Raw genomic sequence first — 24,352 nt, 5'->3', positions numbered from 1 at the left:
ATGGCAGCGAAGACGCGTGATGGAAACGCCGATGGCGTGAAGTCGTTTTTCTGGGTCGTCGATCTGGCGATTCACGTTGCGCTCTGGCTGCTGCTGGCAAGCATACTTTCGGTCCTGGCGGATCTGCTGGCCGCACATTTCCTGTGGCGCGACGATCCGGTGGGCGGGGTGCAGGCGCTCCTGCGTTATTACCTGAACGGAACAACCGATCCCGGCCTCGCTGCGAGGGCCGCGGACTTCGCCTACTGGACCTGGTTCGGCTGGACCGGCGTCGACGCGTCGGCGCGGGCATGGCAGGCTGGCGTGCTGCCGGCACAGGGACTCGGATCGTATCTCCAGCCTGCGTTTTCAGGGGGGACGCGCGAGGGGCTTGTTGTCGCGATGTACGGCCTCAAGCTCTTCGGGGTTCGCATGGCGATGCTCGCCATGACGGTGCCGCAGTTCGTCCTCGCGATTGCCGTCGCGCTGGTTGACGGACTGGTCGCGCGAGATGTGAGACGCGCGTTGGGCGGGCATGAATCCGCGACCCGCTATCACCACGTAAAACATCTGCTGATGTTCGGCGTCATCCCGCTGACTGCGATCGTCTGGCTGGTCGCGCCGGTACGGCTGCCGGTCTGGCTGCTTTTCTGGCCGGTGTCGATAATGATCGTGATCGCCGTATGGAACATGGCGAAGTACTTCAAGAAGTACACGTAGACCGCAATTTGTCGTCCTATACTTCCGCCATGAAAAAAGAGAATGGACAGGTCATTCGCCGACGCGTAGTGGTTCGGCGCTCGCCCGTGCATGGGCGTGGTGTCTTCGCATTACGGATACTCGAAGCCGGCGAGCGGATTTTTGAATACAAGGGCGAGCGGATCGCGTGGACGGCGGCCATCAGGGAGCATGGAAGTAATGGCATAGCGGGCCACACGTATTTCTTTGGTCTCTCCGACGGACGCGTAATCGACGGCGGGCGTGGTGGAAACAGCGCGCGCTGGCTCAATCATGCGTGTACGGCCAATTGCGAGGCGGTTGAGATCGAAGACCGCGTATTTATTCACGCGTCGACCGCGATTGGACCCGGCGAGGAACTCTTTCTCGATTACCAGTTGGCCGTCGACGATCCGACGGACGAAGAGACGAGACTAAGCTACGTCTGCCGGTGTGGGACGCGAGGATGCCGCGGCACGATGCTGGGTGTCGGCGCGTCGTGACGCTCGGTGGACGATCAGCGGCCCGATGGTAGCACTGGCGCTGACCGCTCTCGCGTCGCAGTGCGGGCAGCGAGCCATGCTTCCAGTTCCGACTCGCGCCAGCCTGTTGCACGTTCTCCGATGCGGATAGGGCGCGGGAATTCGCCGCGGCTGATCATCGCATAGATGGTGGCACGGCAAAGGCCGATCTTTTTCACGACTTCCTTCATGCGCATTACCTGGTCCATTTTGCACGGCTCCGCATTGCACTGGCCAGGTCCGATTATCCCCGGAGTCTGGTCCGTGGCAATGGATTCGCAAAAGATGCACCGTGACGCGACAAACGGTGCGGTGACATCAGCGCATGTATAGGCTACCAAAAAAGACACGCGACGGTTACACTTGGTTACGCTTTTCTCCGCGAGCCGAGCGGCCCAAGTTCGTGGATGCTCGATAGCGCGCCACTGGGGTGCTGCCGCTATTTTCGCGAGCTAACCGGCGCAAGAGAAGGCCCACGCACAAAGTGACACCGAACGAACCCGAACCAATTGACGACTTGATGACATATGACGCGCGGTGGGACGCAGTCGTTACCTTGTTAGCGGTGGGTGAGATCGTCGAATGAGATTGCCGGACGTCGCAAAGAAGGTGATTGTCCGGTACCAAAGGAAAAACCGCATGAGCTACGGGATATTTGGAGAAAGTCTTCGCGTACAGAAGCCGGTCAAACATAAGGTGTTTCTCAGCTACCACCATAGGCGAGACCAACGGTACTATGACGCATTCTCGCAGGCGTTCCACGACACCTATGACGTAATCTACGACAACTCACTTGAGCGTGAGGTAGATAGCGACGACGTCGATTACGTTATGCGACGGATCCGGGAAAACTATATAACTGGAAGCTCTTGCACGATTGTTCTTGTCGGTGCCGAGACATGGGGCCGCAAGTATGTGGACTGGGAGATCAAGGCGACGCTCGACAAGGAGCACGGCTTGATTGGGGTTCGCCTGCCGACTGCGGCTCGCGATCCCAAGGATAACAAAGTCATTGTTCCCGGCAGGCTGCACGACAACATCCAGTCTGGCTTTGCGGTATGGCGCAGCTGGGAAGACATTACCGCCAGCCCGGGACAACTCGAACGCCTTGTTGCGGATGCGAAGTCTCGTAGCTGTAAGCTGATCGTCAATACGCGCGACCGCAGATTGCGCAACGCCTGAGAAGCACCATGATCGATTCGACTCGGCCGTTCCTCGTGGTCTATGTCGTCTGGCATCCCGGGTTTACTGACGGTCCCGAGATTGCGGAGATGTTGCGGAAGCATTTCCGCCGCAAGCTATATGAGAATGTAGCGGGCGGCACGGGTTTGAGCGTGATTTACCGTTCAACCAACGCTCCCGGGGCCGACGAACCTTTGCCGATTGACCTAGCCGAAGCTGAGGCGACCGCTGTCGTGGTGATGGCCAACTCGACGTTGACAGCAGATGCGGCTTGGTCCAATTACATTCGGGAGCTAGTCGATCGAACTGAGGCTGCAGGCCTTGGCTCCCGTGTTTTCCCTATTTCCTTTGAGCGAGCGGCACTCAACAATCTAGGGCTGGAAGAACAGGCGCTGCGCTGGGATCGTTGGAGCGGCTCCAATGACGATCGTCGGCAGCGACTGATCAGTGAGCTTACCTACGAATTTTGCCGGATGCTGCGCCACTATCTGGAGCATCTAAAACATCCTGCCAAGGAAGACGATGAACTTGAGGCTTACCTTAAGAAAGTGCAAGTTTTCCTCAGCCACTCCAAGCATGACGGCGATGGAGAGAGGATTGCGCACTTAATTCGTGACCGGCTTCACAGTGGTCATGGTCTTTCAAGCTTTTTCGACGTCCACGATATTCCGGCTGGCCTTCGATTTCATAAAGTCTTGCTCCAGCAGGTGCGGGTGAGCGCTATGGTAGCCATCCACACCGACTCGTACTCGTCTCGAGAGTGGTGTCGTCGCGAGATCATAGAAGCAAAGCGTTGGAACGTACCTCTAGTCGTCGCCAACAGTATTACCGATCTCGATGAACGCGGCTTTCCTTACATGGGAAATGTTCCTGTGGTTCGGTTGGAGCCTCACGGTGTGGATCGTATCGACTCCGTCATTGGCCGATTGCTTGACGAGGTTCTAAAGGATTTTTTATGGCGCTGCAAGGTGGAACTCGCTAGTGTTAGAGCCGATTCGTCGGTCGTATTTGTGCCTCGCCCGCCGGAACTCATCACACTCGCCAGCCTACCATCCGCCATTGACGCGCCTGCTCCGGTGATCGTGTACCCGGATCCACCGCTTAGCGCCGAAGAAGAAAGACTGTTCGCGGATGTTGCCCCTCGTGTACAGTTGCGCAGCCTGACCGAGTGGCTCGCGGGAGCGGTCAGATGAACTATCAAGAAGTCCTTCATTGTCACTCAATCGCTATATCGACCTCAGAAAGCCCGGATATGCCGGCGTTAGGGTTGAGCGAAGAGCATTTGCGCGATGCCATGGCCGAGATTGCTCGGCACATGCTTGCGTTGGGCGCAAAGCTCGTTTATGGGGGCGATCTACGTCAGTACGGATTCAGCGAGTTGTTATTCGAGCTTGTGGCTCGGCACCGCCGGGATACGAGTGGTGGGGACGATCAAATCGGTGTTACCAATTATCTGGCTTGGCCAGTGCATATTGCTAAGCCGTTCGGCGATCTGCAAGCATTTGCTGCTGACCTTGAAGGGGCGGCTGAACTCGTTTGCCTCACACTGGACGGTGCCCGGCTGTCGGTGGATGAACGTCAGCACCTTCTGCAGTGTGCGCCAACCGACGTGGAGTGGTCGCAGGGACTTACGTCCATGCGTCGGACAATGCTCTCAGAGACGCACGCCAGAATTGTCTTGGGCGGACGGGTGGATCAGTACAGAGGCGCCATGCCCGGTATCGCCGAAGAAGCATTGCTGTCGATGCAAAAAGGGCAGCCCCTGTTTCTCCTGGGCGGCTTCGGCGGGTGTGCGCGCGACATCGCGGAAAGCGTCGGACTGATTGCGCCTTGGACAGGATCGCGGCCGGCATGGCCTGGTCGGGCCGCCTTCAAGGTCTTCCGAGACGTCGATCTTCACAACGGTCTTACGCAGGAAGAGAACACTATTCTTGCCTGTACGCCACACGTCGATCAAGCCATCCTTCTTATCATTCGCGGGTTGCTCAATGTTGCGACCACCAAGGATGGCTCATAGCTTGTATTGCCATGGCATATCTTACGGAACAGGAAGTTCGAGCGCGTGCGGAACGCGTCACTCGACGTCTTCAGAAATCTGCGGGGCGCATACTCTCGGAAGCGACAGCCGCATTGGCCGATGAACGGTTCGATGTGTTTCTCAGCCATTCTTCGGCAGAGCCGGAGGATATTTTGCTCGGCGTCGTGGCTTTGCTTGAGGATAGAGGACTCTCAGTCTACGTCGACAAGTACAGCGATCCTCATCTTTCTCCCGAAAGGGTAACGCGAGAGACTGCGGAGATCCTGCGATATCGGATGCGATGCTCGAATACGCTTCTTTACGTCCACAGTCAGTACTCGAAGAAATCCCGTTGGATGCCATGGGAGCTTGGTTTCTTTGACGGCCTTAAGGGATCTGTTGGGATCATCCCGATAACTCGGAACCAGGAAGAGGCATTCAAAGGCGAAGAGTATCTCAACCTGTACCCGCACGTGGATATAGAGACAAGCCGGGAGACAAAAAAGCGCGAGCTGTGGATTACCGAGGCCGCCGATACATACGCGAGTCTTGCAAGATGGGCGAAAGGCACGGCGAAAATCCGTAAAAGAGTAAACTAGAAGAGAGCCTGTTGAAGTTGACGATCAATGGCAAATCGATCATGCCGAGGGATCTTGAGAAAGAGATAATGCGGACTGCCGCTGCCAAGATCGCGACTAGCATGCGGGAAAAGTTAGGATCGATTCGGCATCCGGAGACGGGAGAGTTTCCTTCCGTGGTAGTTGAGGGAGATGATCTCCGGGATATGGCGTTTCGGATAGAAGGGTCGCCGGCGCTGCTACAGATAGTTCGGGACAGGATGAGCCCGGAGGAGTTGAACAGCATGACGTTTGTTGATTCAGATGCTGGCACTGGTCCGCGCGCTTTTCTCAGCTATGGATGGGAAGATCGGCATCTGGCCAGCAAAATCGCTGAGTGTTTACAGGCGAACGGGATTGAAACATGGTGGGCGGAGTGGGAGATTCGGGCCGGCGATAGCATCAGACGCAAGATCGATGAAGGCCTGGAGAATTGCACGCATTTCCTTGTTCTCCTGACACCGGCGTCAATAACCCGCCCGTGGGTGAACGAGGAAATCGACGGAGGCTTCATACGCAAGCTCGGTGACAAGAGCCGGTTCATACCGCTGCGACATGGACTGGGAGCGACGGCCCTTCCTCCTTTGATGGCCGGAATGCTTTCGCCCGAAATCGGCGCGGACGGGACGGGAATGCTCCAACTCGTCCACGATATCCACGGAGTGAGCAGGAAACCGGAGCGTGGACCCGCGCCGGCGGCTGTTAGTGCGCCTCGTAGTGGGTACACAAGTGCGGCGACAGCCGTGGCGGGCTTATTCGTTACGGCTAGCAAAAATGGACAATTCGCCGATCCTCAATTGAAGATCGACGAGATCGCAGAACGTACAGGCCTGTCGCCTGAGGATTTGGCTGACGCGCTTTACGAGATCCGACATCGCGTGCAGACCAGATTCGACTTTGTAGTACCCAAAAGCACGCTGTATTCTGAGTTCGATCGCTACTGGCAGCCTTGGGATCCGGCTCTTGATGCTGTGCGGCTAGCCGTCGACCTTGTCAATGATTCGGAGATGCCGACAACGCCTTTGGAGATCGCACAGAGGTACGGCTGGACTGCGCGACGTCTCAATCCCGCGATTGCTTATCTGCAGGAGCGGGATGCGATTCGCGTCTTCCAAGCATTAGCCTCGGGGCCGTTCATTACCCTTCAGGTCAGTAAGACCGATGCGACACGGCGATTTGTGAAGAGTCGATCGTGACAGGGCTAGCGAGAGGGCAGGCATGGTCGAGCTAAAACATCAATCGATGTCATTGATTGGTTTTGCGGTCTCAGTTTCAACGCCTCATTGGAAAATTCGTGTAGCACCTAAAAGCAAAGTGTTTTGAACAGCCCAAACCGTATCTGTGCATAGTGGGTGTGTTAAATCAATTCTGTCATTCTGCTCGACGGTAATGTCGAGATTTAAAATTGCGATGCAGGCGTGAACCAGGAAAATCTTTTAAAGAGAAAATACATCGGGGCAACACAATGAAGATATTTGTTATTGGTGGGCCAGCCGATCGCGGAGTCGATTCATCGGAGCAGGGGAGGAGCAAACTCTGTCGGTCTATAGGACGAAGCTTAGCAAACGCTGGTCATGCCCTGATACTGTGCAGTCCTTTCCCAAATACCGCGGACGTTGAGGTGTTGCATGGTGCTGCATCGGCCGCACGTGGACGTTCAATCGAGGTCGAGTTTCACTTCCCCGACGACGCCAAGGTAAGACAGAGTATAGAAAATGTCGTTGGTCAATTGAAGTTAGAAAACGTGCATAGAATTCCGCACGCACCTTGGCAAAGCGATACAGAAGATGGCCGCCGGTACGCATGGCTTTTGTCTCAGTTGCGAGCGCTTGATTCCAGCAACGTGACGATTGCTATCGGGGGGCACGTTGACGGCTCCGCTAATATGCTGCTCCAGGTCGCCGATGGAAAGCGAAAGCATGTTCTACCCTTTCCCGTGCTCGGAGGTGCTGCAAAATTATCATACGAGCGTCGTCGGTACGAATTGGAAGACAAGCTGGGCCTCAATTTCATAAAGTTGCAAGACCACGACGTCGAGGATTCTCTTGAATCGATGATCAATGCGTTTGCCGTAGGCAGAGACTCCGTGCTCGACGCTCCGAGCAACGAGAAGATTTTCATTAGTTATCCGAGGGCGCGGCAGGCGGAAGCCGATCATGTTGAAACTCTTCTCCGGCGCCGGAATATCACAGTGTTCCGCGATGAAAGCGATTTCGGGGCGGGACACTCGGTCGTTGAACGAATTCGCGAGGCCGTCTTCGAAGCGACGGTTTTCATCGCATTGTGGTCGGCCGAATATGCGTGTAGTCCTTGGTGCTTCGATGAGTTTGAGTTGGCGCTCGATAGGCATAGCCAAGAAAAAATGGATCTTTGGATAATTCGAACAGACGAGACTCGCATTGTGCCTACTAGGGCGCGTGATCTTATTTACCACACCGCATTAACAAGGCAGGATCTGGAAAGTCGAGTTATTGCGCTGATTGATGGGCGCATAAGATGATTCGATGGAAGGGTTGTTATCTAATCAACTTTCGGATCGGATTTGGTCGACGTCTCCGATAAAGAAAATTTACAATCCAAAAGGTGCGCCAAACTGATGAAATCATGAGCATTATTTTCTGGCGAGCGCGAGGAAGTTGAGTGTGCTTGGGCAGGTTGATTGTCGCTGATACCGATATTGACAGTGGAGGGGGTATGGATAAGCCGGCGCAGACGAAGAATGTTTTTATAAGCCATGTACACGAAGACGATGATGGGCTTGGCAAGCTAAAGGCGTTGCTGGCTGAAAATGGGATGAATATTAGAGATTATTCAATAAATTCTAGTAACCCAAATAATGCCAAATCAGAAGATTATATAAAGTCGGAGATCTTGGCGCCACGTATCAGGGACTGCAGTACGCTGATTGTGTATATCACCCCGCAGACCAAGGACAGTCATTACGTAAATTGGGAAATCGAGTATGCTCAGAAGGAAGGGAAAACGATAATTGGCGTCTGGGCACGTGGCGAAAAGGGATGCGAGATTCCACAGGCGCTGGCGGACTACGCGGATTCCATGGTCGTCGGCTGGCACGGCGAAAGTATTATAAAGGCCATAAATGGTCAGGGCGAGAGTTGGGAAGATTTTGAAGGTAAGCCGTCAACTCATCGAGATATCAAGAGATATAGCTGTTAAATAAAATGACTCTATTCTCCTATGTGGTCGCGCGCGACTATGGATTTGCGCCGAATCCTTTTGGCCAATGTTGTACGCTTGCGACTTGTAAACCCGATGTCAGACGCTTTGCGCAAGTTGGGGATTGGGTTGTCGGAACCGGAAGTGCATCAAACAATCGTGCGGGCTACCTTGTGTATGCAATGCAGGTGTCGGAAACGATGACCTTTGACGGGTATTGGAATGATCCCCGGTTTCAGTATAAAAGGCCAAGCCTGGAGGGAAGTGCGAAGGTTGCATTCGGAGACAACATATATCATCGCGTTGATGGTGGTTGGGCACAAGCAGACTCACATCACAGTTACGAGGAGGGCGTCCCGAACATTAGAAACATACGTAATGACACACGCGTCGATCGGGTACTGATCGGTCGGATCTTCGCATACTGGGGTGGAAATGGCCCGCTGATTCCGGCGAACCTGAGAAGCTACGAAGGCCATGATCTATGCATTGGTCGTGGATACAAGCGGTATTTTCCTGCCGGAATGGAAGCGTGCTTTGTGGAGTGGTTTTCGTCGCTCGGCGCTACCGGGTATCTCGGGCGGCCGATTGATTGGTGAGGTTCGATATGAACGGAATCGTTGACGGTTGTAGATCGATACTTCTTCAGGACTATCTTGATGCAATACGGCCAACTGATCGCTTATCAGAGGACGACTTACGCCCGGTTCTCATGGGACTTTTTGGTGAGGTGGGGAGTATCATGGCACCCGCTAAGAAGTTGCACAGGGAACGAGAAGCCTATAAGGGCTATGAAGCGGCGGTCGAAGAGGAATTCGGCGACGCGCTTTGGTATTTTGCTGCGCTAGCTCGCCGCCTCGACGTCAGTTTGCCTATGATTCTGTCAAACGCAACGCGCAACAGTGGATATACGATGACGGTCGCCGCTAGCGACGTTGCAACTAGCCCTATAGTTCATATTTCGTCGGCCTTGGCACTTCGAAATCTCGATGACGCACTCCTTGATCTGGGCCATTCGGCAGCAGCCCTGCTTGCATTGCGCGAAAACGTATCCAATGGAGAGCACCTTCTTCAAAATTTTGCTGGATCGTATCTTCACGCTCTTCAGGCTGCAAACATCACGTTTTCGAGGGTGCTTCACCGCAACCTAACCAAGGCCTCTGGGCGCTTTCTGATGCCCGACATCTCAACTCTTCCGACGTTTGACGATACGTTCGACGAAGAGGAGCGACTGCCCGCTCATTTCGAAATAGTCATCAAACAGCGCAGAAATGGGCAGAGTTGCTTGCAATGGAACGGCGTATTCATCGGTGATCCCCTTACCGACAACATTGAGGACCGGGATGGGTATCGCTTCCACGACGTCTTCCACTTCGCCCACGCAGCAATACTGCACTGGTCGCCCACGTTTCGCGCCTTAATCAAGCACAAGCGCAAAAGCGTTAGCTCGATTGATGAAGCACAGGATGGTGGGAGGGCAATAGTCGTGGAGGAGGGCTTGACTGCGTGGCTCTATTCGAGGGCCAAATCGCTCGACTTTTTCGAAGGTCAAACTGGAGTGTCGTTCGATTTGCTGAAGACTATCGGGGAGTTTGTACGAGGTTACGAGGTCGAGGCATGTCCGCTGAAATTGTGGGAAGATGCCATCCTGCAAGGCTACGCAGTCTTCCGGAAGGTCGTGACTTCCAGCGGTGGGGTTGTTATCGGTGATCGCGCATCGCGGAAGCTTACTTTTCGTCGGCTGGATGAAATCGATTGAATGCAAACCAGTTTATCAAGGGTCTTGAGACCCTGACGTTTCCGGATACTTTCAATCCGTACGCACATCGTTGTCCCGTGCATGACCGAGTAGACGCCCCGATCATGCGGCGTCGGATGCTGCTGGCAATTCTCAAGGCAGCGACTCGCTCCGAGATTGACTCGATATGGATAGGCCGGGACCTCGGATATCGCGGTGGACGGCGAACCGGTCTCGCGTTGACCGATGATGTCTATATGCAGGCGCATACCCAGCGCTGGGGTGTTAATGCACTGCGACCAACATACGGACAACCGGTTGCGGAAAGAACTGCTGCGGTAATTTGGGGATTGCTCTCACAGATCGGAGATCCAATTTTCCTGTGGAACGTATTTCCGCTACATCCGCATGAGCCATCGAAGCCTTTCAGCAATCGTAGCCATAGTGCGGCAGAGCGAAGAGGCGGAGAGGATGTCCTGGCGGAGTTGATAGATCTATTGAAACCCAGACGGCTCGTCGCAATAGGCAATGACGCCGCAGCGACCGCCAGAAAGCTTTCACGTAACTCGAACGTCGAGCAGGTTCGTCATCCGAGTTACGGTGGGCAGTCCCAATTCCTGGAAACAATGCGCTGTCTTTATGGGCTCGCACCTGTAACGGGGCAACTGGGGATGTTCTAACCTGCCGAAGTACTAGCGCGGGCAGGAAGAAGATCGCTCTCAGACAACATCTCTTCGCCGATTCCACCAAACCAAGCTGCCATAGGTACGATCGGGTCATCGAAGTGCTTTCCGGTGATGGCTTCGAGGAAAAGCTTATCACCTACGTGTTCCCCAAGCGATCTGTACGCCTCGAACTGCGCTTCCGTAAAGAACTGATTAGCCGTGGGGTGATGCGGGAATTCGGGTTCGTCCAGTCTATAGCGTCGGATGAACTCTCCCTCGTTTCCGGTCAGCGACAACTTAACATAGAGCAAGTATCCCACCTCGGCCTTTTCTTCGCGCGACGCGGGGTACAGCACTCGGCAAAACTCGAAATGAGATCGGCTTAATCCATCATCTGTTAATCGCAAATTATCGAGATCAATGTCGATCTTGGTATTAAGATCTATCGCGGCCAGTCGCTGTAACGTAGCCAAGGCATTGAACGTCATCGATGGATCGTGCTCGCCGTCTATTGCGACAATATACTTGCAGCGACGCCTCAGGAGCTCATAGACGCCGAGATTTTCGATGTGACCACCATCAGTAATATTGAGAAATCGACTGCGTTCACTGGCGGTAGAAAACATCTCCCTGAATAGATAACCAACCCCCGGCGCGTCGACCGCGGCGACTTTCCGTAATCGATTTGGTCTTCGGAGCCAATAGCCGAGTCGAATGTTGAATAAAGCCATCCAGAACGACATATATGGCTTGGTCGTCAGGCCCATCAGCGGAGACGCCGCAGCCCCGGAGATGGCCATTGCGCTGCTCAGATCGAGGCTTCGATCACACTTTTCCCAATCTGTTGTTGGTTGATATCCTGTTAGTGGGCTGCCGCAGTAACTTTGGCTGAACAGAAAAAAATCGGTGCGGCGTCCTTGCATCGCGCTGCTCTTTGACCCCGGCACGTTCAGCGCTGCATTGATTAAGTGGTAGGGGCCTTTAGCGCTTACGCTCATCGCGGAAAGTTTAAGCTTCACAGCGACCTCAAAGGAATTGTCTGGCCGCGCACGCTGGGTGCCAGTGTCTTCTGCTTTTTCTTGCCCCATCTTTGACCGCCTACCTGCGTAGTCTCGCACCCATTCGCTAAGCTTTTGGAACTGAAGCGCGAGAAAGGAAGAAGATGTGAGATGAGCGGCAGGACGAATGACAAATTCAGTCGCAAGTTTACGCCGATAGAAGTCGTGCAGCGAGGTAAAATTGACGTTTAGGCTTATCAGCGTGATCGCAATTAGCGCGGCGATCCACTCAGGATGACTTTCTCGTTCGGACGACCAGAAGGAGAGCGAGGACGGATCGTGCAGGTGAGCAAATACGAGAAGCTCGATATCTAGCAGCATCACGGGTGCAGCAAGCCCAGCAATTACTCCGAGCAATTTTGTGGCACGTGGAAGCTTTTGTCCGGCCGCAACTATTAGTATTGCTGCAATAATAGGAAGTGCACCGATCGCAGATAATATCGCAGCCCCAAAATAATCGCGAATTCGTGATTGCGTTGCAAAAATGTCAACCCACGTATGCAGGTATCCCAACACGCGCCAAGCCAAGAGAAATACTAGCGTCAGGCCAACGATCGATAAACCATTTCGGGCCATTGGTTTCATTCGAACGCTGACGCGCGCCAAGGCTAGCAAGCTCACGGCTATGCTAATTAAAAGGCTTGGAATTACCAGTCCGTGATTAACCGGGGACAGAAACTTATCAATCCAAGGCCTAAAGTGATTTTCGATGATACCAATGAGCGCTGGCATCGCCATTAATGCCATCCAGTTGACGACTATGCCAAAGAACTGCGCAGCGCCTAGGCCTATACGTTCGAGTAAAGATGCTTGGAGATAGCGGCTGTGGTGCCGAATGTGCCGAAGCGCGGCTGCTTCGCCCCCGTCCCGGCGAAAAGGCAATTGATCTGGCTTTAGTCCAATCTGGTCAATCGGAACGTCTGTAGAAGTGCCAGGAATATGTGATACGAAGGACGTTATGAAAGAGCCGAGATAGCCCCCGCCTGATACGGTGGAGAGATAGTCGAACTGTGGTAGCAAGCCTCGCCGAGCCAACGAAACTAGGACCCCGAGCGAGAACGTAGCCGCCCGAATGCCGCCGCCAGATAAAGCAAGTCCGCTGGCGGACGGGTCGTGAGGTTCAGGAGCATAAGGGGTGCCATAATAATCGCGTCGAGCCACGATTGCTTGGCGTTCCGCGTCGTTCAATCTGGTAGCGTCGTTTTCATCTAGACCACCATGGACGAGGGAAATCTTTGAGAAGACTGGTCGAGACATTTCTTCGCGTACTAGCCGGCGACCGTAGTCCAGAGCAGGTAGCTCTGGCAAGTCGTTGCGGTCACACATCACGAGCAATAGGCTATCGAAGTCCTTCAGAACCACCTGTAGCCGGCGTAGTTCTGAGCGGAATTCGTCAGTGGAGTCTAACGCCATGAGAGCGCCGCTCTCATTTCGAGGATGCCATCTCGCAGTGAAGGGGCGCACGTGATAGTTGAGGACGAACCACGCGACGGTGTGGAAATGCCCAGCCTCTGGATATTTGTCCGAAATCGAGCGTGTCTTGTCGAACAGCTGATGAAGACTATGTAGTGCCGACGCCTCTATCCCGTCTTGGTAAGTCAACGAATGAGTCGCTATTCGAGATATCAGCTGTGTATGGAGTTCTGACGCTGCACCTTTGTCTTCTTCATTCGGGCTCCATTTGAATGCATTCCATTCAGATGAACTTCCGAAGATGTGCTCATACTTCGATAGGTACTGGGACCAGGTCGTAGTGTTCGACATGTTTATTTTCTGTTTTCGATGGGTAGCGCGATGTATCACGTCCAACACTGCTTGTTTCTGTGTGCGACTATTGCTTTTGTTCGAGCTGCCCTTCACTTTGAGGCAAAAGGCTCTCAGCCGGCGGACTGCTAACTGGCGCGGCGGTCACTCGGCGCGAAGACATACTATGGCTTCCAATCCATCGCACTTTCGTAGCATAGCATCTGCGAATTGCCGAACGTCACATCGAATTCCGCCGTAGAACCTTATAGCTTGCAGTGACGTTAGCTATGTCTGTGTTCCGCCGCGGCGCATCCGTAGAAGGCGTCGCCCGGGACGGTCAAGACCGATGCACTAGCCTGGGACGAGCCTTATCGACTGCTCGGTACGTGCACATTCAGCGTTGGATCAAGCTGCTATGCCCGGCTCCAGGCTTTCGACAATCGGTCGCGGAGGGACGACATTGACCCTGCAACAAAGAGCTTCTTGCTGATCACTTTCGATTCCTGTCTTGAGCGCGTCAAGGTAATCGGCGTACCACTGAATCATTGCTTGGCGTTGGACCAGATACCTAGCGTGGTTGTAGTCACCGGCGGTCCCTTCTTCAAGATGGGCTAGCTGCGTTTCGACGTGGTCCTTCACCCAGCCGTGCTCGCGAAGGAGGGTGCTCGCGGTATGGCGTGTGCCGTGCCCTACCATACGGCCCTTATAGCCAATCTTGGAAAATACGAGGTTGATGGTGTTCTCGCTGATGACCTCATGCTTCGTGCCGATACCCGGGAACACGTACCGGTGACGGCCAGTCAGCTTCTTGAGCTCCCTAAGCGCCTTCACGAGTTGCGATGGAAGCGGCGTGACGTGGCTACGCCGCATCTTCATCTTTTCGGCGGAGATCGTCCAGAGCGCCTCGTCGAGATCGACCTCGATCCATTCAGCGTATCGGACCATACCCGGCCGGCTTGCCGTCCAGATGGTCATCCAAGCAGCGACGTAGGCGATGAGGCGGCTCGACGATTTCTCAAGCGCGCGCAGGAAGTCAGGCAGTTCCGGTTCGAGGAGGTGAGGATAGGGTTTTGCCTTCGGAGCGGCTTTCGCAATGACCTTGAGTTCCGAGGCCGGGTTGAATTCGCACTTTCCGCGTGCAATGGCCTGACTGAAAATCTCGCGCAGCCAGCCGCGGGCCTTTTTCGAGACGTTGAGGGCGTCGCGCTTTTCGAAACGTTCCTGGACGCGGGCGCAGTCGGCGCGCGTGATGTTTACTAGCTTGATCGAACCGAGCTCGGGCAGGATGTCCTTGTCGAGGTACGTCCGAATCTTGTCCAGCGTCGAGGCGGCCCGACCCGCATCCTGTTTGCTCTTGTACCAGAGCTCCGCGGCTGCCCTGAACGTGCCGTCGTCGCCGGTATCCGCCCGCTGGCGGTCTATCCGTCGTTTCGCGCGCGGATCGGCGCCATCGGCGACGAGTGCACGGTATGCCGCTGCCTGCTGCCTCGCTTTCTGAAGCGTCACGTCCGGGAAGCGTCCCAGCGAGATGCGCGGTTGCTTGCCGTGCAGGCGATAGCGGAAATGCCAGAACTTGTTGCCCTCTGGTGTCACCCAGAGGACCAGGCCGTCGCCATCGGCGACACCGTAGGGCTTCGGCCGGGGGCGGGCCGCTTCGACTTCGCGAACGGTGAGAGGCATGGTGAGTACATTGCGGGATCTCGAACTTTCAATGTACTCAAAAACGTACTCGTCTGCACGTGGCTTGCCGTGTTCTGGTTTGGACGGCAATAAACAAAAAACCCCGAAAATTCAATGATTTACGGGGTCTTCTGGACTTCTCTGTACTACGCTATACAGCCTTGTGGTGCCCAGGAGAGGACTCGAACCTCCACGATGTTGCCACCGCTAGGACCTGAACCTAGTGCGTCTACCAATTCCGCCACCTGGGCACGTTTCGCTTGCTGCGATGCGAAGACCGCTATTCTAGCGTGTCTGGAGCATCTGTCAACACAATTTTTCGATCGCGATCAAAATTATCGCGCGTTGCAGGTTCCGGGCATCAGGCGCCGATCGGCTCAGCACGCTTTGCCGCGAAATTCCAGCGCAGCGCTTCACCCGTGTCGACGCGGGCGGGCAGCAAACCGGCCGCGAGGAACGTATCGGCGATCTTCTGCTGTTCACCGAAGTTCTGCGTGGCCACGGTGCGCACGAGATAGCTGCGTCGCGCGTTCGCGCGCTCGATCGTCTTCGCGTCGAGTCCCCAGATCGAGGCGAGGGTATTGGCGGCCTCCTGCTGATGTTCGCGGAGCCAGGTGCCGGCTTGCGACAACTGGTCGAACACGATCTGGATGACGTCGGGGCGCGCGGCGGCAAAGCTGCTCGACGCAAGGTAATAGCGTTGGTACGACGCAAGCCCGTCGCCGTCGGCCAGAATCCGCACGTCGGGATTCGCGTCGACCGATGCGACATACGGGTCCCAGGTGATCCATGCATCGACGCTGCCGCGCTCGAACGCCGCGCGGCCGTCGGCCGGCGTCAGGTAGTGGATTGCGGCGTCGGCGGGGGTGAGCTTTGCGCGCGCGAGTGCGGCAAGCAGCAGGTAGTGGCTGCCGGCTGCCTTCGTGACGGCGATGCGCTTGCCCTTGAGATCGGCGAGCGTGCGCAGCGCGCTGTCGCGCTTGACGATGATGGCCTGCGCTTTCGGTGACGGCGCTTCCTGCGCGACGTATACGAAGCGCGCATGCGCGGCCTGCGCGAAGACGGGAACGGTGTCGGCCACGTCGGCACTGAAATCGACCGCGCCGACGTTGAGCGCTTCGGTCAGCGGCAAGCCGCTCGCGAATTCATGCCACGACACGCGCAGGCCGAGCGTCGCAAGCGACTGCTCCAGCGTGCCGCGCGTCTTGAGCAGCGTAATGAGCGTCGACGATTTCTGGTATCCGATGCGCAACGTGGAGGGCGCGTTCTCGGCGTGCGTCCGGATGCCGGCGACGCTCAGGCCGGCGGCCAGCATCGCGCGCGCGAACGCGCGGCGGTTCATCGACGTCATGGGGTGGTTCCTCGTCGGGTTCGTTGAAAGCGAGGCGGCTAACGTACCAACGGGGAGGGCAATCGATAACCGATTAATTCTGCTATCGATCGGAGTGGCGGGCATATGGCGCGGCACAGTACGCGCAATGTGCGGCCGGAAATGAAAAAAGGCCGGCTAGAAGCCGACCTTTTCAAAAAACAGATGGTGCCCAGGAGAGGACTCGGTCACACGAGCGCGACCCCGGCTGCGCTTGCAAGCGCAGCCTTTCGAGTCCTCGCGCAAAGCGCGCAGGCGCTTTGCTTCCTGGGCCTGAAAAAGAAAAAGGCCGGCAGAAGCCGACCTTTTTTAAATAAGTGGTGCCCAGGAGAGGACTCGAACCTCCACGATGTTGCCACCGCTAGGACCTGAACCTAGTGCGTCTACCAATTCCGCCACCTGGGCACGTTTTGCAGTAGCTGCTTGCTGCAAAGAAGCGAAATTATAGCGCCCCAATTAATCGTGTCAACACTTTTTTGCGATGCACCGCAAACCGGTCGCCGCGGCGCCTGCACGCGGCATTCGCGTCATTTGGCGGCACAGGCGGGTGATAGAATGATCCGCCGCCGTCACTATAGAACTGTCTGACGGACACTTCTATGTTGATGCCGTGCACCATCAGTCAACGCAACGAGAACAATCATCGACAAACCCTTGAGCAAATATCCGTACCCCATTCCGAGCCGTGAAGAAATTCTCGGCGTGCTGCGTACGAGCGACGCGCCGCTGGCAGCCAACGACATCGCCGAAGCGCTGTCGATCAAGCGTCAGGAGCGCGAGGGGTTCTTCCGGCGTGTCGCCGCGATGGAACGCGACGGCCAGATCCGCCTCGACAAGCGCGGCCACTACCAGCTCACCCATCCGTCGAACTTCGTTGCCGGCCGCGTGCAGGGCCATCGCGACGGCTACGGGTTCGTGATCCGCGACGACGGCCAGGACGACCTGTTCCTGCCGAACGGCGAAATGCAGAAGGTCATGCACAACGACCGCGTGCTCGCGCGGATCGTCGGCTACGATCGCCGCGGTCGCCCGGAAGGGCACGTCGTCGAAGTCACCGAGCGCGCGAACAAGCGCGTGATCGGCCGCCTGCTCAACGAGAACGGCGCGCTGATCGTCGCCCCCGAAGACAAGCGCATCGGCCACGACATCCTGATCACGCAGAACGTGAAGAAGGCGAAGGTCGGGCAGGTCGTCGTCGTCGAACTGACCGACTTCCCGAGCCGCCATTCGCAGCCGCTCGGCCGCGTCGTCGAAGTGCTCGGCGACATCGACGATCCGGGCATGGAAATCGAGATCGCCGTGCGCAAGTACGGCGTGCCGCACGAATTCAGCCAGCCGGCGCTCGACGAAGCCGCCGCGCTGCCGGACAAGGTACGGCCGACCGACCTGCGCTTCCGCGTCGACCTGCGCGACGTGCCGCTCGTGACGATCGACGGCGAGGATGCCCGCGACTTCGACGATGCCGTCTACTGCGAGCCGACCAAGGTCGGCCGCGGCGACGGCTTCCGCCTGATCGTCGCGATCGCCGACGTGTCGCACTACGTGCAGCCGGGCAGCGGGCTCGATGCCGACGCGCTCGAGCGCAGTACGTCGGTCTACTTCCCGCGCCGCGTGATCCCGATGCTGCCGGAGAAGCTGTCGAACGGCCTCTGTTCGCTGAACCCGCAGGTCGATCGCTGCGTGCTCGCATGCGACATGGTGATTACCGCGCGCGGCGAGATCAAGGCGTACCAGTTCTATCCGGCCGTGATCCATTCGGCCGCGCGCCTCACGTACACCGAAGTCGCGGCCGTGCTGTCGAACACGAAGGGGCCGGAGGCCGCGCGCCGCGCGGACCTGCTGCCGCACCTGCAGGATCTGTACGGCGTCTACAAGGCGCTGTTCGCCGCACGCCAGAAGCGCGGCGCGATCGACTTCGACACGACCGAGACCTACATCGTCTGCAACTCGCAAGGCAAGATCGAGCAGATCGTCCCGCGTCAGCGCAACGATGCGCACAAGCTGATCGAGGAATGCATGCTGGCCGCGAACGTGTGCGCGGCCGATTTCCTGAAGCGCCACAAGCACCCGGGCCTGTACCGCGTGCACGCGGGGCCGACGCCGGAGAAGCTCGAGAACCTGCGCGCGTTCCTGCGCGGGATGGGCCTCTCGCTCGGCGGCGGCGACAAGCCGCATGCGAGCGACTACGCGGCGCTGATGGCGCAGATCCGCGACCGGCCCGACGCGCAGATGCTGCAGCCGATGCTGCTGCGCTCGATGCAGCAGGCCGTCTACAGCCCGGACAACATCGGTCACTTCGGTCTCGCGTACGAGGCGTACGCGCACTTCACGAGCCCGATCCGCCGCTATCCCGACCTGCTCACGCACCGCGCGATCTACGCGATCCTGTCCGGCAAGAAGTACGTGCCGAAGGCGCCGGACGGCTTCGAGCTGAACACCGCGCTGTCGCCGCGCGCCCGCGCGATGCAGCAGGCCGACGACGAAGCGCGCGGCCGTTCGCGCTCGAACACGGCGATCTGGGAAGAACTCGGCCTGCACTGCTCGGCGAACGAGCGCCGTGCCGACGAAGCGTCGCGCGACGTCGAGGCCTGGCTCAAGTGCTACTTCATGCGCGACAAGCTCGGCGAGGAGTACGGCGGGATGGTGAACGGCGTCACGTCGTTCGGCATCTTCGTGCAGCTCGATACGCTGTTCATCGAAGGGCTCGTGCACGTCACGGAACTCGGCTCGGACTACTTCCAGTACGACGAGATCAAGAACGAGCTGCGCGGCGAGCGCACGGGCATCCGTTATCGCCTGTCGGATCGCGTGCGCGTGCAGGTGAGCCGCGTCGATCTCGACGCACGCAAGATCGACTTCCGCCTCGTGCGCGACACGCCGGTGAAGGCGCCGCGTCCGGCACCGGCGCCGGCTGTCGCCGGCAACGGTAACGATCGCGGCGGCCCGCGCGTGCGCGCGTTGCCGCCGGTGGAGGACGCCGCGCCGCGCCGCAAGAAGGCGGCCAGCGCACCGACCGTTGCGGTGAAGGAGGCGCGCGCCGCGCGTGCCGCGAAGAAGAAGGGCGGTGCGGCGGCGAAGACGGCCGCGAAGAAGGTGCACGCCCGCAAGAAGTATTGAGCGTTCGGGGCGGCGCACGCGCACGCCCTTGCAGTATCGAGAGACGCCGCGCTTGACCGGTCACCGGCCGGCAACGCGGCGCTTTCCTTTTCCATGGATCGCGGCTGCGCATGTCGCGCGGCCGCACGTTTGATCGAAGGTTGTTCCAGTCATGTCTCGTCTGAAGGTTCTTTACGGTTTTCATGCGGTGACCGCACGTTTGCGGCACGATGCGTCGACGGTTGCGGAGGTGCTGTACGACCAGACGCGCCGCGACCGCCGCATGCAGGACTTCCTGCACGCCGCGAAGGAAGCGGGCGTGCGGCTGATTGCGGCCGATGAAACCCGCCTGTGGGGCCTCGCGCATACCGAGCGCCACCAGGGCGTCGTGGCGCGCGTCGAGGATGTTCCGCTCGCACAGAACCTGTCCGAGCTGCTCGACGGCATCCAGGGCCCGGCGCTGCTGCTGGTACTCGACGGCGTCACCGATCCGCACAACCTCGGCGCATGCCTGCGTGTCGCCGATTCGGCCGGCGCGCATGCGGTGATCGCGCCGCGCGACCGCGCGGTCGGCCTGAACGCGACCGCGGCGAAGGTCGCGAGCGGCGCGGCCGACACGGTGCCGTACATCACGGTCACGAACCTCGCCCGCGCGCTGCGCGAGCTGAAGGACGCGGGCGTGTGGGTCATCGGTACGTCGGACGAGGCGTCGGGCACGCTGTACGACACGAAGCTCGACGGTCCCGTCGCCATCGTGATGGGTGCGGAAGGCGAAGGCATGCGCCGGCTCACGCGCGACACCTGCGACGAAGTGATGAGCATCCCGATGGCCGGCAGCGTGGAAAGCCTGAACGTGTCGGTCGCGAGCGGCGTGTGCCTGTATGAAGCGGTGCGGCAGCGGCGCGTGAAGGGCTGATACACGGGCTGACGCGCGCGGTCTCGCGCGCTGCGCGGGCCGTCACGACCCGCACGACGCGTGCCGCGACTGCGCGCGGCACGCGCCTCCCGGAACTCGCGAACATGACCCTGTTTCGCCTCGGCGCATCGTGCGCCATCCTCGGCCTGCTGGCCGCCTGCACGTCGCCGTCACTGGTCGGGCGCGGCACTTACTACGCCGACACGAGCTTGCACGCACGCGGCGCCGATTCGCGGATCCGCTTTCTCGTGATGCATTACACCGAAAGCGACGAAGCGAAATCGCTGCGCACGCTGACGGGCGATTCGGTCAGCGCGCACTACGTCGTGCCGCCGCAACCGCGCATCGAACGCGGGATGCCGGTGGTCTACCAGCTCGTGCCCGAATCGGAACGCGCATGGCAGGCGGGCATCAGCGAATGGCAGGGCACGACCGAGCTCAACGCAGCGTCGATCGGCATCGAGAACGTGAATCGCGGCCCGCTCGATCCGCAAAACCGCACGTGGCAGCCGTATCCGCCCGAACAGGTCGATGCGCTGATCCGTCTGTCGAAAGATGTCGTCGCGCGCTACCGGATTCCGCCGACGCGCGTGGTCGGGCACAGCGACATCGCGCCGCAACGCAAGATCGATCCGGGGCCGCTGTTCCCGTGGCATGCGCTCGCGCAAGCCGGTGTCGGCGCGTGGCCGGACGATGCGACCGTGGCCGCCCGGCTCGGCGGCCGCGATCCGCACGCGCTCGTCGACGTGCGCGAACTGCAGCTGAAGCTCGCGCGCTACGGCTACGACGTGCCGGCCGACGGCGTGCTCGACACCCGCACGCGACGCGTATTCGCGGCGTTCCAGATGCATTTCCGGCCGGCCGACTATGCGGGCGATCCGGACGCCGAAACCGATGCGATCGCGCAGGCGCTGCTCGACAAGTATTTCTCCGCCACGCCGCCGGCGGGCGACGCATCCGCCACCGGCGCGCCGTGATCGCCGGCGTGCCCGGCGCTGATCGCAGCGCCGGCACCCCACCGAAAATGCCCGGGTCGTCTCCCGAGTCCGGTAAACTGGCGGTTTTCCGCAATCCCGCTGTATTCCCACCCCCATGACTCAAGACGAACTCAAACGCCTGGTCGGCCAGGCGGCCGCCGATTATGTGATCCAGAACGTGCCGGAAGGCGCCGTGATCGGCGTCGGCACCGGCTCGACCGCCAACTGCTTCATCGACGCGCTCGCGGCCGTCAAGTCGCGCTATCGCGGCGCCGTGTCGAGCTCCATCGCGACGACCGAACGCCTGAAATCGCACGGCATCAAGGTGTTCGACCTGAACGAGGTCGAATCGCTGCAGGTGTACGTCGACGGTGCCGACGAGATCGACGCAAGCGGTGCAATGATCAAGGGCGGCGGCGGCGCATTGACGCGCGAAAAGATCGTCGCGTCGGTGGCCGATACGTTCGTCTGCATCGCGGACGGCAGCAAGCGCGTGCCGGTGCTCGGTGCATTCCCGCTGCCGATCGAGGTCGTGCCGATGGCACGCACGGCGATCGGCCGGCGCGTGACCGCGCTGGGCGGCGTGCCGGTGCTGCGCGTGACGAAGGACGGCGCGCCGTACATCACCGACAACGGCAACGAGATCATCGACGTCAAGGGGTTGCAAATCACCGATCCGCGCGGTTTCGAGGCGCAGGTCAACGCATGGCCGGGCGTCGTGACGGTCGGCCTGTTCGCCGCGCGCGGCGCGAATCTGTGCCTGCTCGGCACGGCAAACGGCGTTGAAACGATCGTTTATCCCGATTAATCGAAACTGAATGAGAAGCAGTCCGTAATGGCATCCGGATGCCGTAATGGATTGCATGTTCAAAGTTCGTGGAAAGCCCGGCCCGGCAAGCGCAGCGCGCTTTCCGGGCTTTTTTTGAAGCCTTATAAATCAACCGCATCAAAAAGAGGGATAACCCTGTCAGGTGTTTACCAGATAGCGAAATATCCCCGAACTCATCAACTTATAGATCATAAGAACAGTCGTAACCAGGGCCGGCGGAACTGCGGAGCAGGTGTTCGCAAATCGACGCACGGGGAGGTGTCATGGAGCAGGGCAAAGACCGGTCACTGGTCGCCAAAGTGATGGATGGGCTTGTCGCAGGTATCGTCGAGGACAAGTACGGCGGCATTCTGCCGCCGCAGGATGTGCTGTCGAAAGAGTTCGACGTGAGTCGCACGGTGATGCGCGAAGCATTGTCGATGTTGCTCGCGCGCGACATGCTCGACGTGCGTCCGAAAGTCGGTACGCGCGTTCGGCCGATGCGCGACTGGCGCATGATCGATGAAGACGTGGTGAGCTGGCGGTTTCGTGCGAAGCCGGATCCGCAGTTCATGCGCGACGTCATCGAATTCCGGATGCTGATCGAACCGCGCGCGACCGCGCAGGCGGCGGTCCGTGCGACGGCGGCCGACATCGCGGGCATCCGCGAGGCGTTCGAAGCGTTCAAGGTGTTGCAACCGGGCGACCCCGGTTACGACACGGCGGACGAACTGCTGCACACGCGAATCGTCCAGGCGAGCGGCAACCAGTTCTTCCAGCAGATGGCGGCGATCGTGCGCGGCGCTGTGCGGCTCGTGAATCCGCGCGTCGCGCAGAAGGACGGTGCGCACGACATTGCGGTGAAGGCGCATGCGCGCGTCGTCGATGCGATCGAACGCCGCGATCCGCGCGAAGCCGAGGCGGCGTCGCTCGCCCTGATCGATTTCAGCGCCGACGAGATCTCGCGCGATTTCTCCGTCGACGTGCCGGTGCGCGCCTGAATCGGCGCGCGTCGCTTATCCCTGTGCCGGCGAGCCGTTTATCATGACGGCCGGCCGGCAGCGTGCCGGCCACCGTCATACGACCGACACGGAAGATCCGGATGAACGAATTCGACAACCGCCCGGTGCGCTTCGGCATCGTCGGCGCAGGCAGCATCGCACGCCGTTTCGCGCAAAGCCTCGCGCACGTGCCGGATGCCACGCTCGCCGGCGTGTGGGCGCGCCGCGCCGATGCGGCAACCGCTTTCTGCGACAGCTGCGGCGGCACGCCTGCCGCCAGCCTCGACGCGCTCCTCGCGAGCGACATCGACGCGATCTATATCGCGACCCTCCACGACAGTCACGCGCACTACGCGCAAGCGGCGCTCGCCGCCGGCAAGGCCGTGCTGTGCGAAAAACCCGCGACGCTGAACGCGACGCAGCTCGATGCCGTGCTGGATGCGGCACGCACGGCCGGCCGGCTCTTCATGGAAGCGATGAAGCCGCCGTTCTTTCCGTTGTATCGTCGGTTGCGCGCGCATCTGCATGACGATCCGATCGGCGAGATTCGGCTCGTGCGCGCGGGCTGCGCGTCGTCGTCGGTGCCGGACGATCATTCCGTCTATCGGCTCGACCGCGCCGGCGGCGCGCTGCTCGACATCGGGATCTACGAAGCGTTTCTCGCGGTCGACTGGCTCGGCGCGGCAGTCGACGTGCAGACGCTCGGCCGCATCGGCGCGACGGGCGTCGACGTGTTCGCGAGCCTGAACAGCCGCCACGCGAACGGCGGCATCGCGCAGCTCTTTTGCGGGCTCGACGTGATGGGGCGCGGCGATGCGCTGATCGCCGCGGCAGGCGGGCACGTGACGATTCACGAGAAGTGGTGGAACCCCGCGCGGGCGACGATCCGCTATGCGGACGGGCGCACGGTCGAACTCGACGCGCCGGTCGACGGCGGCGGCCTGAACTACGAGACCGCGCATTTCTGCGACCTGCTGCGCGCGGGCGAACTCGAGAGCCCGATCATGACGCACGACCATTCGCGGCGCATGATCGCGATGACCGATGCGGCACGCGCGGCGCTCGGCGTGCGCTATTCGGGCGAGTAG

22 protein-coding genes and 2 tRNA genes are annotated in these 24,352 nt (G+C 59.0%); 18 read left to right on the top strand and 6 right to left on the bottom strand.

The features are described 5' to 3' along the window. On the top strand, positions 1-699 hold the full coding sequence (locus tag PL79_RS21220; protein ID WP_044845093.1) for a DUF4400 domain-containing protein: 699 nt from the start codon (positions 1-3) through the stop codon (positions 697-699). A gap of 29 nt (positions 700-728) precedes the next feature. Continuing rightward, complete coding sequence (locus tag PL79_RS21215; RefSeq protein WP_044845092.1) at positions 729-1,199, top strand: SET domain-containing protein; 471 nt, start codon at positions 729-731, stop codon at positions 1,197-1,199. A gap of 14 nt (positions 1,200-1,213) precedes the next feature. Here PL79_RS21215 and PL79_RS21210 read toward each other — a convergent pair whose 3' ends face one another. Then, positions 1,214-1,426, bottom strand: coding sequence for a helix-turn-helix transcriptional regulator (locus PL79_RS21210; RefSeq protein ID WP_044845091.1), 213 nt, complete (start codon positions 1,424-1,426; stop codon positions 1,214-1,216). 430 nt (positions 1,427-1,856) lie between these two features. On the opposite strand from PL79_RS21210, the gene PL79_RS21205 reads away from it, so the two are divergent. From PL79_RS21205 to PL79_RS37045, 10 genes are all read left to right on the top strand, one after another. Beyond that, the gene (locus tag PL79_RS21205) at positions 1,857-2,399 is read left to right on the top strand and encodes a TIR domain-containing protein (protein ID WP_044845156.1); all 543 of its coding nucleotides are present in this window, start codon (positions 1,857-1,859) and stop codon (positions 2,397-2,399) included. 8 nt (positions 2,400-2,407) lie between these two features. Continuing rightward, the gene (locus tag PL79_RS21200; RefSeq protein ID WP_082088511.1) at positions 2,408-3,592 is read left to right on the top strand and encodes a toll/interleukin-1 receptor domain-containing protein; all 1,185 of its coding nucleotides are present in this window, start codon (positions 2,408-2,410) and stop codon (positions 3,590-3,592) included. Next, positions 3,589-4,416, top strand: a complete 828-nt coding sequence (locus PL79_RS21195; RefSeq protein ID WP_044845090.1) for a hypothetical protein — start codon at positions 3,589-3,591, stop codon at positions 4,414-4,416. The genes PL79_RS21200 and PL79_RS21195 overlap by 4 nt, the downstream gene beginning before the upstream one ends. A gap of 11 nt (positions 4,417-4,427) precedes the next feature. After that, on the top strand, positions 4,428-5,015 hold the full coding sequence (locus PL79_RS21190; RefSeq protein WP_044845089.1) for a TIR domain-containing protein: 588 nt from the start codon (positions 4,428-4,430) through the stop codon (positions 5,013-5,015). 11 nt (positions 5,016-5,026) lie between these two features. Beyond that, the gene (locus PL79_RS21185; protein WP_207671178.1) at positions 5,027-6,229 is read left to right on the top strand and encodes a toll/interleukin-1 receptor domain-containing protein; all 1,203 of its coding nucleotides are present in this window, start codon (positions 5,027-5,029) and stop codon (positions 6,227-6,229) included. Positions 6,230-6,654: 425 nt separating this feature from the next. Next, positions 6,655-7,533 carry a toll/interleukin-1 receptor domain-containing protein gene (locus tag PL79_RS21180; protein ID WP_193759860.1) on the top strand — a complete coding sequence of 293 codons (879 nt, stop codon included), beginning with the start codon at positions 6,655-6,657 and terminating at the stop codon, positions 7,531-7,533. 194 nt (positions 7,534-7,727) lie between these two features. Continuing rightward, a complete protein-coding gene (locus PL79_RS21175) occupies positions 7,728-8,210 on the top strand; it encodes a TIR domain-containing protein (RefSeq protein ID WP_082088509.1) in 483 nt (160 codons plus the stop codon). A gap of 5 nt (positions 8,211-8,215) precedes the next feature. Beyond that, the gene (locus PL79_RS21170; RefSeq protein WP_082088508.1) at positions 8,216-8,809 is read left to right on the top strand and encodes a hypothetical protein; all 594 of its coding nucleotides are present in this window, start codon (positions 8,216-8,218) and stop codon (positions 8,807-8,809) included. A gap of 143 nt (positions 8,810-8,952) precedes the next feature. Continuing rightward, complete coding sequence (locus PL79_RS21165; protein WP_235879294.1) at positions 8,953-9,969, top strand: pyrophosphatase; 1,017 nt, start codon at positions 8,953-8,955, stop codon at positions 9,967-9,969. A gap of 104 nt (positions 9,970-10,073) precedes the next feature. After that, positions 10,074-10,628, top strand: coding sequence for a uracil-DNA glycosylase (locus PL79_RS37045; protein WP_328592070.1), 555 nt, complete (start codon positions 10,074-10,076; stop codon positions 10,626-10,628). Here the strand turns inward: PL79_RS37045 and PL79_RS36670 are convergent. From PL79_RS36670 to PL79_RS21135, 5 genes are all read right to left on the bottom strand, one after another. Continuing rightward, positions 10,625-13,435 (bottom strand): patatin-like phospholipase family protein, encoded by a 2,811-nt coding sequence (locus PL79_RS36670; protein ID WP_135801108.1) that lies wholly within the window; start codon positions 13,433-13,435, stop codon positions 10,625-10,627. The genes PL79_RS37045 and PL79_RS36670 overlap by 4 nt on opposite strands. Positions 13,436-13,822: 387 nt before the next feature. After that, complete coding sequence (locus tag PL79_RS21150) at positions 13,823-15,097, bottom strand: tyrosine-type recombinase/integrase (RefSeq protein WP_044845084.1); 1,275 nt, start codon at positions 15,095-15,097, stop codon at positions 13,823-13,825. A 164-nt stretch (positions 15,098-15,261) separates the two neighbouring features. Continuing rightward, a tRNA-Leu gene (locus PL79_RS21145) sits at positions 15,262-15,348 on the bottom strand. A 110-nt stretch (positions 15,349-15,458) separates the two neighbouring features. Beyond that, the gene (locus tag PL79_RS21140) at positions 15,459-16,448 is read right to left on the bottom strand and encodes an aliphatic sulfonate ABC transporter substrate-binding protein (RefSeq protein WP_044845083.1); all 990 of its coding nucleotides are present in this window, start codon (positions 16,446-16,448) and stop codon (positions 15,459-15,461) included. A 336-nt stretch (positions 16,449-16,784) separates the two neighbouring features. Continuing rightward, a tRNA-Leu gene (locus PL79_RS21135) sits at positions 16,785-16,871 on the bottom strand. A gap of 249 nt (positions 16,872-17,120) precedes the next feature. Here PL79_RS21135 and rnr point away from each other — a divergent pair. The 6 genes from rnr to PL79_RS21105 all read left to right on the top strand — a co-directional run bounded on the left by rnr (position 17,121) and on the right by PL79_RS21105 (position 24,352). After that, entirely contained in the window at positions 17,121-19,583 is a 2,463-nt protein-coding gene (gene rnr, locus PL79_RS21130) for a ribonuclease R (protein ID WP_044845082.1), read from the top strand. Between the two features lie 151 nt (positions 19,584-19,734). Beyond that, on the top strand, positions 19,735-20,478 hold the full coding sequence (gene rlmB / locus PL79_RS21125; RefSeq protein WP_044845081.1) for a 23S rRNA (guanosine(2251)-2'-O)-methyltransferase RlmB: 744 nt from the start codon (positions 19,735-19,737) through the stop codon (positions 20,476-20,478). 104 nt (positions 20,479-20,582) lie between these two features. Continuing rightward, the gene (locus tag PL79_RS21120; RefSeq protein WP_044845080.1) at positions 20,583-21,455 is read left to right on the top strand and encodes an N-acetylmuramoyl-L-alanine amidase; all 873 of its coding nucleotides are present in this window, start codon (positions 20,583-20,585) and stop codon (positions 21,453-21,455) included. Positions 21,456-21,570: 115 nt separating this feature from the next. Further along, on the top strand, positions 21,571-22,263 hold the full coding sequence (rpiA, locus tag PL79_RS21115) for a ribose-5-phosphate isomerase RpiA (RefSeq protein ID WP_044845079.1): 693 nt from the start codon (positions 21,571-21,573) through the stop codon (positions 22,261-22,263). 284 nt (positions 22,264-22,547) lie between these two features. Next, a complete protein-coding gene (locus PL79_RS21110; RefSeq protein ID WP_044845078.1) occupies positions 22,548-23,264 on the top strand; it encodes a FadR/GntR family transcriptional regulator in 717 nt (238 codons plus the stop codon). A gap of 101 nt (positions 23,265-23,365) precedes the next feature. Then, positions 23,366-24,352 (top strand): Gfo/Idh/MocA family protein, encoded by a 987-nt coding sequence (locus PL79_RS21105; RefSeq protein ID WP_044845077.1) that lies wholly within the window; start codon positions 23,366-23,368, stop codon positions 24,350-24,352.

Source organism: Burkholderia sp. USMB20 (assembly GCF_000949135.2).
Lineage (GTDB): Bacteria > Pseudomonadota > Gammaproteobacteria > Burkholderiales > Burkholderiaceae > Burkholderia.
This window is presented reverse-complemented; position numbering and strand designations above follow the sequence as displayed.

What these genes read in the sequence shown, in the direction of transcription:
- PL79_RS21220 (WP_044845093.1), top strand. Translation starts at nt 1, where the DNA reads ATGGCAGCGAAGACGCGTGATGGAAACGCCGATGGCGTGAAGTCGTTT.
- PL79_RS21215 (WP_044845092.1), top strand. Translation starts at nt 729, where the DNA reads ATGAAAAAAGAGAATGGACAGGTCATTCGCCGACGCGTAGTGGTTCGG.
- PL79_RS21210 (WP_044845091.1), bottom strand. Translation starts at nt 1,426, where the DNA reads ATGGACCAGGTAATGCGCATGAAGGAAGTCGTGAAAAAGATCGGCCTT.
- PL79_RS21205 (WP_044845156.1), top strand. Translation starts at nt 1,857, where the DNA reads ATGAGCTACGGGATATTTGGAGAAAGTCTTCGCGTACAGAAGCCGGTC.
- PL79_RS21200 (WP_082088511.1), top strand. Translation starts at nt 2,408, where the DNA reads ATGATCGATTCGACTCGGCCGTTCCTCGTGGTCTATGTCGTCTGGCAT.
- PL79_RS21195 (WP_044845090.1), top strand. Translation starts at nt 3,589, where the DNA reads ATGAACTATCAAGAAGTCCTTCATTGTCACTCAATCGCTATATCGACC.
- PL79_RS21190 (WP_044845089.1), top strand. Translation starts at nt 4,428, where the DNA reads ATGGCATATCTTACGGAACAGGAAGTTCGAGCGCGTGCGGAACGCGTC.
- PL79_RS21175 (WP_082088509.1), top strand. Translation starts at nt 7,728, where the DNA reads ATGGATAAGCCGGCGCAGACGAAGAATGTTTTTATAAGCCATGTACAC.
- PL79_RS21170 (WP_082088508.1), top strand. Translation starts at nt 8,216, where the DNA reads ATGACTCTATTCTCCTATGTGGTCGCGCGCGACTATGGATTTGCGCCG.
- PL79_RS21165 (WP_235879294.1), top strand. Translation starts at nt 8,953, where the DNA reads ATGGCACCCGCTAAGAAGTTGCACAGGGAACGAGAAGCCTATAAGGGC.
- PL79_RS37045 (WP_328592070.1), top strand. Translation starts at nt 10,074, where the DNA reads ATGCGGCGTCGGATGCTGCTGGCAATTCTCAAGGCAGCGACTCGCTCC.
- PL79_RS36670 (WP_135801108.1), bottom strand. Translation starts at nt 13,435, where the DNA reads ATGTCGAACACTACGACCTGGTCCCAGTACCTATCGAAGTATGAGCAC.
- PL79_RS21150 (WP_044845084.1), bottom strand. Translation starts at nt 15,097, where the DNA reads ATGCCTCTCACCGTTCGCGAAGTCGAAGCGGCCCGCCCCCGGCCGAAG.
- PL79_RS21140 (WP_044845083.1), bottom strand. Translation starts at nt 16,448, where the DNA reads ATGACGTCGATGAACCGCCGCGCGTTCGCGCGCGCGATGCTGGCCGCC.
- rlmB (WP_044845081.1), top strand. Translation starts at nt 19,735, where the DNA reads ATGTCTCGTCTGAAGGTTCTTTACGGTTTTCATGCGGTGACCGCACGT.
- PL79_RS21120 (WP_044845080.1), top strand. Translation starts at nt 20,583, where the DNA reads ATGACCCTGTTTCGCCTCGGCGCATCGTGCGCCATCCTCGGCCTGCTG.
- rpiA (WP_044845079.1), top strand. Translation starts at nt 21,571, where the DNA reads ATGACTCAAGACGAACTCAAACGCCTGGTCGGCCAGGCGGCCGCCGAT.
- PL79_RS21110 (WP_044845078.1), top strand. Translation starts at nt 22,548, where the DNA reads ATGGAGCAGGGCAAAGACCGGTCACTGGTCGCCAAAGTGATGGATGGG.
- PL79_RS21105 (WP_044845077.1), top strand. Translation starts at nt 23,366, where the DNA reads ATGAACGAATTCGACAACCGCCCGGTGCGCTTCGGCATCGTCGGCGCA.